Source organism: uncultured Microbacterium sp. (assembly GCF_963521695.1).
GTDB lineage: Bacteria > Actinomycetota > Actinomycetes > Actinomycetales > Microbacteriaceae > Microbacterium.
This window is the reverse complement of the sequence record NZ_CAUQWC010000218.1, coordinates 1-5,717: the sequence shown is the minus strand read 5'-3', so window position 1 is coordinate 5,717 and position 5,717 is coordinate 1. Positions and strand designations below refer to the sequence as shown.

The following is a 5,717-nucleotide window of genomic DNA, read 5'->3' as shown; positions in this document are numbered from 1 at the left end:
GCGCACAGGGGCGCGCGATGACCGCCCCGGTGCATGAAACGTGACCCGGACCGGGCTGCCCACCGCGCGGGTCGGGCGCGGCGGCGGCCGACGCCGAGACGCCGGGGTGTGAACCCCGAACGGTGGAGCGGCTCTCAGTCGAGCACGCCGCCGAGGTCGTACGAGCTCACCGTCTCGAGCTGCGCGAAGGTGCAGGAGCGTGCGTCGCGGTCGGGGCGCCACCGGTCGAACTGCACCGTGTGGCGGAACCGCATGCCCTCGAGCTGGTCGTAACGCACCTCGAGCACGAGCTCGGGGCGAAGGCGCACGAACGACACGTCTTTGGATGCCGAGAACCGCGAGCGGTCAGTCTCTCCGACGACGGCTCCGCCCTCGGCATCCCGTTCCACGAGGGGAGCGAGCTCGTCGATCAGCTCTTTGCGCCGTTTGTCGGTCCAGGCCGAGACGCCCCCGACACCGTGCAGCCGGCCTTCGTCGTCGTAGAGCCCGACGAGCAGCGAGCCGACACCCTCGCCCGACTTGTGGATGCGATAGCCCAGGGCGACGACATCGGCGGTGCGGGCGTGCTTGATCTTGAACATGGTGCGCTTGTTGGGCGCGTACGGCAGCGCGAGCGGCTTGGCGATGACGCCGTCGAGGCCCGCCCCCTCGAACTCGGCGAGCCACCGCCGGGCGAGGTCGGGGTCGTCGGTGGTGCGGGTGACGTGCACGGGGTGCGGCACGGCCCCGAGCAACTCTTCGAGCTGCGCGCGGCGCTCCGAAAACGGCTCCGCCTGCAGGTCGCGATCGCCGCGCGCGAGCAGGTCGAAGGCGATGAACATCGCCGGCGTCTCCTGCGACAGCATGGTCACGCGCGAGGCCGCGGGGTGGATGCGCTGCGACAGCGCCTCCCAGTCGAGACGCTGCGCGCCCGGCTCACCGCGCGCGACGACGACCTCACCGTCGATGAGGCACGGCTCGGGCAGGATCTCGGCGAACGCCGCGACCAGCTCGGGGAAATAGCGGGTGAGCGGCTTCGCGCCGCGGCTGCCGATCTCGACGTCTGTGCCGTCCCACGACACCAGGGCACGGAAGCCGTCCCACTTGGGTTCGTAGCTGAAGCCCCCGGCGACCTTGGCATGCTCGGGCACCTCGGGTACCGATTTCGCCAGCATCGGTGCCGGAATGTCGTATGGCATGAGCGTCAGCTCTCGTCACCCGACAGGGGCACGGGGTCTTTGCGCTTCTTGCGCTGCGCCCACCCGGCCGGCTTGTCAGGGCCGTTCCAGACGGTGATGATGCCCCACACGACCGCCGTGAGGGGGACGGCGAGCAGCGTGCCCAGGATGCCGCCGATCGCCGTTCCGCCGGCGAGCACCACCAGCACGACGAACGAGTGCAGCTTCATCGAGCGTCCCATCAGCACGGGCTGCAGGAAGTTGCCCTCGAGCTGGTTCACGAGCACGACGATGCCGACGACGATCAGGGCCACGATGGGGCCGTTGGTGACCAACGCCACGAGGGCTGCGAGGATGCCGGCGGTCACGGCACCGACGATCGGGATGAACGCGAGCAGGAAGACCAGCACGGCCAGCGGAAGAGCGAGCGGAACCTGCAGGATCGCCAGACCGATACCGATACCCACGGCGTCCACCGCGGCAACGGATGCCGTGCCGCGGACGTACGAGCCCAGCACGGTCACGGTCTTGTCGCCGATGCGGCGTGCGCGGTCGTAGTCGCTTCCGTGGAACGGGCGCAGCACGAACTCCCACATGCGGGGGCCGTCTTTGAGGAAGAAGAACAGGATGACGACCATGAGCACGAAGCCCGTGACGAAGGAGGCGACCGCGCCCACGCCGGCCAGAGCACCGGAGCCGAAGGCAGAACTCGTGACGAAGCCCTGGACCCCCTGGATGACCTGATTCACCTGGTCTTGCGAGATCGCGAACGGCAGCGTGTGATACCAGTCCTGCGCTTTCTCGAAGCCCTCGACGGCTTGGGAGCTGAGCGAGTCCCACTGGTTGACGACGGCGTTCACCACGAGCCAGCCGAGGGCCGCCAGCACGGCGACCACGGCGAGGAGCGTCAGCAGCGTCGCGATAACCGACGGAACGCCCTTGCGCCGCATCCACATCGTGACGGGGCCGAAGGCCGAGGCGAAGATGAGCGCGAGGATCAGCGGGATGATCACGAGCGTCACCTGCTGGATGCCCCAGATGAGACCGGCGACGAGCACGACGACGATGATGATCTGCACGGCCCGCACGGCGAGGCGCCCGAAGCCGTCGGACCAGAGGCTCTTCGGTGGTGCCTGTACCGCCTTGGCGACGGATGCGACCGCGTCGCGAGGCGCGGGATGACGAGAGAACAGGCCCATGCTCACAAGGTAGCGGGGGCCTCCGACATGGCGTGCGCGCTTGCGCGGCGTCCCGGGCCCGGATAGGACGCCGGGTGCCCGGCATCCGGGGTCAGACGAACGCGCTCATCCCGGTGATGTCGCGGCCGAGCAGGAGGGCCTGCACGCTCTCGGTGCCCTCGTACGTGTGGATCGCCTCGATGTCGGCCATGTGCTGCATGACGCCGTTTTTGAGCAGGATGCCGTTGCCGCCGAGCAGGTCGCGCGCGATCGAGGCCACCCGACGTGCGGCGCGGGTGTTGTGGTACTTCGCCAGGGACGCCTGCGTGGGGCGCAGGCCTCCCGTCGTCTCGAGGTCGGCGAGGCGGCGGCAGTAGAGCTGCATCGCGGTGAGCTCGTCGAGCATCTGAGCGAGGCGCTCCTGCACCATCTGAAACGCCGCGAGGGGCTTTCCGAATTGCATGCGTTCGGTGGCATACGTCCGCGCGATCTCATAGCACGCGGTCGCGTGCCCGAGGGCCGACCAGGCGACCCCGGACCGCGTGGCGTACAGCACGCGCGACGCGTCTTTGAAGGTGTGCGACCCGGGCAGCACGGCGTCGTCGGGCAGACGCATGTCATCCATCGAGATGTGGGCCTGATGGATGCCACGCAGCGACACCTTGCCCGTGATGACGGTGCCCGAGTAGCCCGGGGTGTCCTGCTCGACGAGGAAGCAGCGCACTTTGCCGTGGTCGTCGGCGCCGTCGTCGTCGACCCTGGCCCAGACGAAGGTGATGCCGCCGGAGGCGCCGTTGCCGATCCACTTTTTCGTGCCGCTGAGCGACCAACCGTCGCCTGTGCGGGAGGCCGTGGTCTCGAGCGATACGGAGTCGGAGCCGTGGTCGGGCTCGGTCAGGGCGAACGCGCCGAGCACCGTGCCGTCGGCGAGGGGCTTGAGCCACCGCCGTTGCTGCTCGGGAGAGCCGAAGAGCGCGAGGGTGCGGAGGGCGAGCCCTCCCTGCACGGCGAGAGCCGTCGCGAGGGAACCGTCGTGACGAGAGACCTCCATGTTGACGAGGCCCGCGGCCAGCGGCGACGTGTGCGGAAGCTCGGGGTGCTCGATGCCGTCGGTGAACAGTTCGAGTTCGCCCATGCGCCGGACCAGCTCGACGGGGTAGGTCGCGGCATCCCACTCGCCCTGCATGCGCGTGCCGACCTCGTCGGCGAACGCCTTGGCGCGGTCCCAGACCGCACGGTCGGCGTCGGGGATATCGGCGAACACCGCGTAGTAGTCGGTGTCGCGACGGCTCAGGAGGTCGTAATGGGCGACGCGCTCCCCGGGGAGCGTGCGGGCATCGGCGTCGATGGTCATGGTTCCCAGTATCGCGCAAGTTGGGACTGGGTGTCACCGTCTGCGCCTCGTCGGTCTGGACGGGGTCGGTTCTCGCGTCGAGCGTCCGAGACACCCGGACGTTTCGCCGGGCGTCCGGGTGTCTCGGACAGCGAGGCAGGGGTGGGGTGCGTGCGACGTCGAGTGTCCGAGACACCCGGACGGTCGCGCGGGGCGTCCGTGTGTTGTGGACGCTCGGCGGTCGACCGGCACGACCCCCCGACGGCGGCAGAATGCCGAGCGGGTAGGGTCGCGGCGTGAGCTCGCTGACCTTCCTCCCCGCCGTCGACCACCCCGAGCTGCTCGCGGCGCCCGTCGTGGCCGCGATCGACCGGTTGCCCGCCGATGTCGCCGCGCGCATCGAGGTGGCCGCGGTCGATCCCGCGCTCGCCGACACCGCCGCGTTCTGCGAAGCGTACGGCCAGAGCCTCGACATCTCGGCGAACTGCCTCGTGGTGCAGGGCACACGCGGCGCCGATACCCGCACCGCCGCGTGCCTCGCGCTGGCCACCACCCGGCTCGACGTCAACGGCGTCGTGCGCAAGCTCCTCGACGCGCGCAAGGCGACGTTCGCCCCGATGGATGCCGCCGTGACGGAAACGGGCATGGAGTACGGGGGGATCACTCCGCTCGGCATCCCGTCCGACTGGCGTCTGCTGCTGGACGCGCGGGTCGCCGCCCTCCCGCGGGCCATCGTCGGCGCCGGGATTCGCGGCGCGAAGCTGTTCTTGCCGGGCGAGGTGCTGGCATCCCTGCCCTCGGCCGAGGTCGTCGAGGGGCTCGCCAAGCCGCTTGCGTGAACGGCGGCCGGACTCCGCGCGTCAGTCGGGCAGGCTCGCGCGGAGCCGCCGCGTGACCTCGGCGGCGGGCATCCGGCGCGGGAACACCGCGACGACCAGGTCGTCGCTCGCGGCATCGGCACCGTCGGGGTGCACTCCATAGCGACGGAGGGCGTCGTCGAGCGCCCGCCGCAGAACGGATGCCGGCACTCGGGCCCCGCGCATCAGCCGGCGCAGCACGTGGTTGTGCACGGCGGTGACGAGGGCGGCGAAGCCGACGGCGTCCAGGGGGTCGAGGCCGGGGAGCGCATCGCGCAGGTACTGGTCGAAGAGGCGTTCGTAGCGGAAGACCGTGACGATCTCGCGGTCGCGCAGGCCCGAGACCTCGCGCACGATCTTGTAGCGACGGCGGGCGAGCTCGGGGTCGGCGGCGAAGTGGCGGAACACCCGCACCGACGCTTCGCACACCGCCGCCCACGGGTCGTCATGCTGCTGCGACAGGTATGCGCGCGTCTCGGCGAGGAGCACTTCGTGGTCGGCGAAGACCACGTCTTCTTTGCCGCCGAACTGGCGGAAGAACGTCGAGCGCGACACCCCCGCGGCCTGGGCGATCTGCTCCACCGAGGTCTGGTCGTAACCGTGCTCCACGAACAGGTCGATCGCGGCGGCCACCACCGCCGTGCGGCTCGAGGGGGCGGCGCTGTCGGTCACGTGCCGAGCATATCCGCGGCCCGCGCTCACGCGGGGAGGGCGCTCGCGCGCGGTGGGGCGCCCGCCGCTAGACGATCCCACCCCACGAGGCAACCGGATGCCGCGTTGGCGGCGCCGGCGGTGGGATGGACTCATGACCTCCCCCCTGTGGAACAGAGTCCAGACCTCCGTCGCAACGCCGTTCGAGGCGGATGCGCGGCACGACGTCGTCATCGTCGGGGCGGGGATCACGGGCCTCTCGACCGCGGTGATGCTCGCCGAAGCGGGCGTGGACGTCGCCGTGGTCGACGCCGGCGAGGTGGGTCAGGGGGCGACGGGGGCGTCGGTGGGAATGGCATCCCTCTTGCAGGGCACGACGCTCGCGACGTTGCGGCGGCACCACCCGGCTGGCTTGGTCCGCGCGTACGTCGACGCCAACCGCGCGGGCCAGGAGTGGCTCGCCGACCGCGTCGGCGGCGCCGCCGATCGCCGGACGGCGTTCACCTTCGGGCGCGGACTCGCCACCGACGTCGCCCTCGAC

At 70.7% G+C, this 5,717-nt stretch carries 6 protein-coding genes; 2 read left to right on the top strand and 4 right to left on the bottom strand.

Annotated features, from left to right (window positions below; all coding sequences use genetic code 11):
- Nucleotides 1–134 precede the first annotated feature (134 nt).
- The 3 genes from RWP81_RS13695 to RWP81_RS13685 all read right to left on the bottom strand — a co-directional run bounded on the left by RWP81_RS13695 (nucleotide 135) and on the right by RWP81_RS13685 (nucleotide 3,689).
- The gene (locus RWP81_RS13695; RefSeq protein WP_314456981.1) at nucleotides 135–1,178 is read right to left on the bottom strand and encodes an ATP-dependent DNA ligase; all 1,044 of its coding nucleotides are present in this window, start codon (nucleotides 1,176–1,178) and stop codon (nucleotides 135–137) included.
- Between the two features lie 5 nt (nucleotides 1,179–1,183).
- Nucleotides 1,184–2,356 (bottom strand): AI-2E family transporter, encoded by a 1,173-nt coding sequence (locus tag RWP81_RS13690; RefSeq protein ID WP_314456979.1) that lies wholly within the window; start codon nucleotides 2,354–2,356, stop codon nucleotides 1,184–1,186.
- Between the two features lie 91 nt (nucleotides 2,357–2,447).
- Complete coding sequence (locus tag RWP81_RS13685; protein ID WP_314456977.1) at nucleotides 2,448–3,689, bottom strand: acyl-CoA dehydrogenase family protein; 1,242 nt, start codon at nucleotides 3,687–3,689, stop codon at nucleotides 2,448–2,450.
- Nucleotides 3,690–3,964: 275 nt separating this feature from the next.
- On the opposite strand from RWP81_RS13685, the gene RWP81_RS13680 reads away from it, so the two are divergent.
- Nucleotides 3,965–4,507 (top strand): YbaK/EbsC family protein, encoded by a 543-nt coding sequence (locus tag RWP81_RS13680; protein WP_314456975.1) that lies wholly within the window; start codon nucleotides 3,965–3,967, stop codon nucleotides 4,505–4,507.
- A gap of 21 nt (nucleotides 4,508–4,528) precedes the next feature.
- Here RWP81_RS13680 and RWP81_RS13675 read toward each other — a convergent pair whose 3' ends face one another.
- Nucleotides 4,529–5,197: a helix-turn-helix domain-containing protein gene (locus tag RWP81_RS13675; RefSeq protein ID WP_314456973.1), complete on the bottom strand. Its 669-nt coding sequence runs from the start codon at nucleotides 5,195–5,197 to the stop codon at nucleotides 4,529–4,531.
- A 133-nt stretch (nucleotides 5,198–5,330) separates the two neighbouring features.
- Between RWP81_RS13675 and RWP81_RS13670 the strand changes: the two genes are divergently transcribed.
- Nucleotides 5,331–5,717: FAD-dependent oxidoreductase (locus tag RWP81_RS13670; RefSeq protein ID WP_314456971.1), on the top strand; the 387-nt coding region annotated here is incomplete at its 3' end.

What these genes read in the sequence shown, in the direction of transcription:
- RWP81_RS13690 (WP_314456979.1), bottom strand. Translation starts at nt 2,356, where the DNA reads ATGGGCCTGTTCTCTCGTCATCCCGCGCCTCGCGACGCGGTCGCATCC.
- RWP81_RS13695 (WP_314456981.1), bottom strand. Translation starts at nt 1,178, where the DNA reads ATGCCATACGACATTCCGGCACCGATGCTGGCGAAATCGGTACCCGAG.
- RWP81_RS13685 (WP_314456977.1), bottom strand. Translation starts at nt 3,689, where the DNA reads ATGACCATCGACGCCGATGCCCGCACGCTCCCCGGGGAGCGCGTCGCC.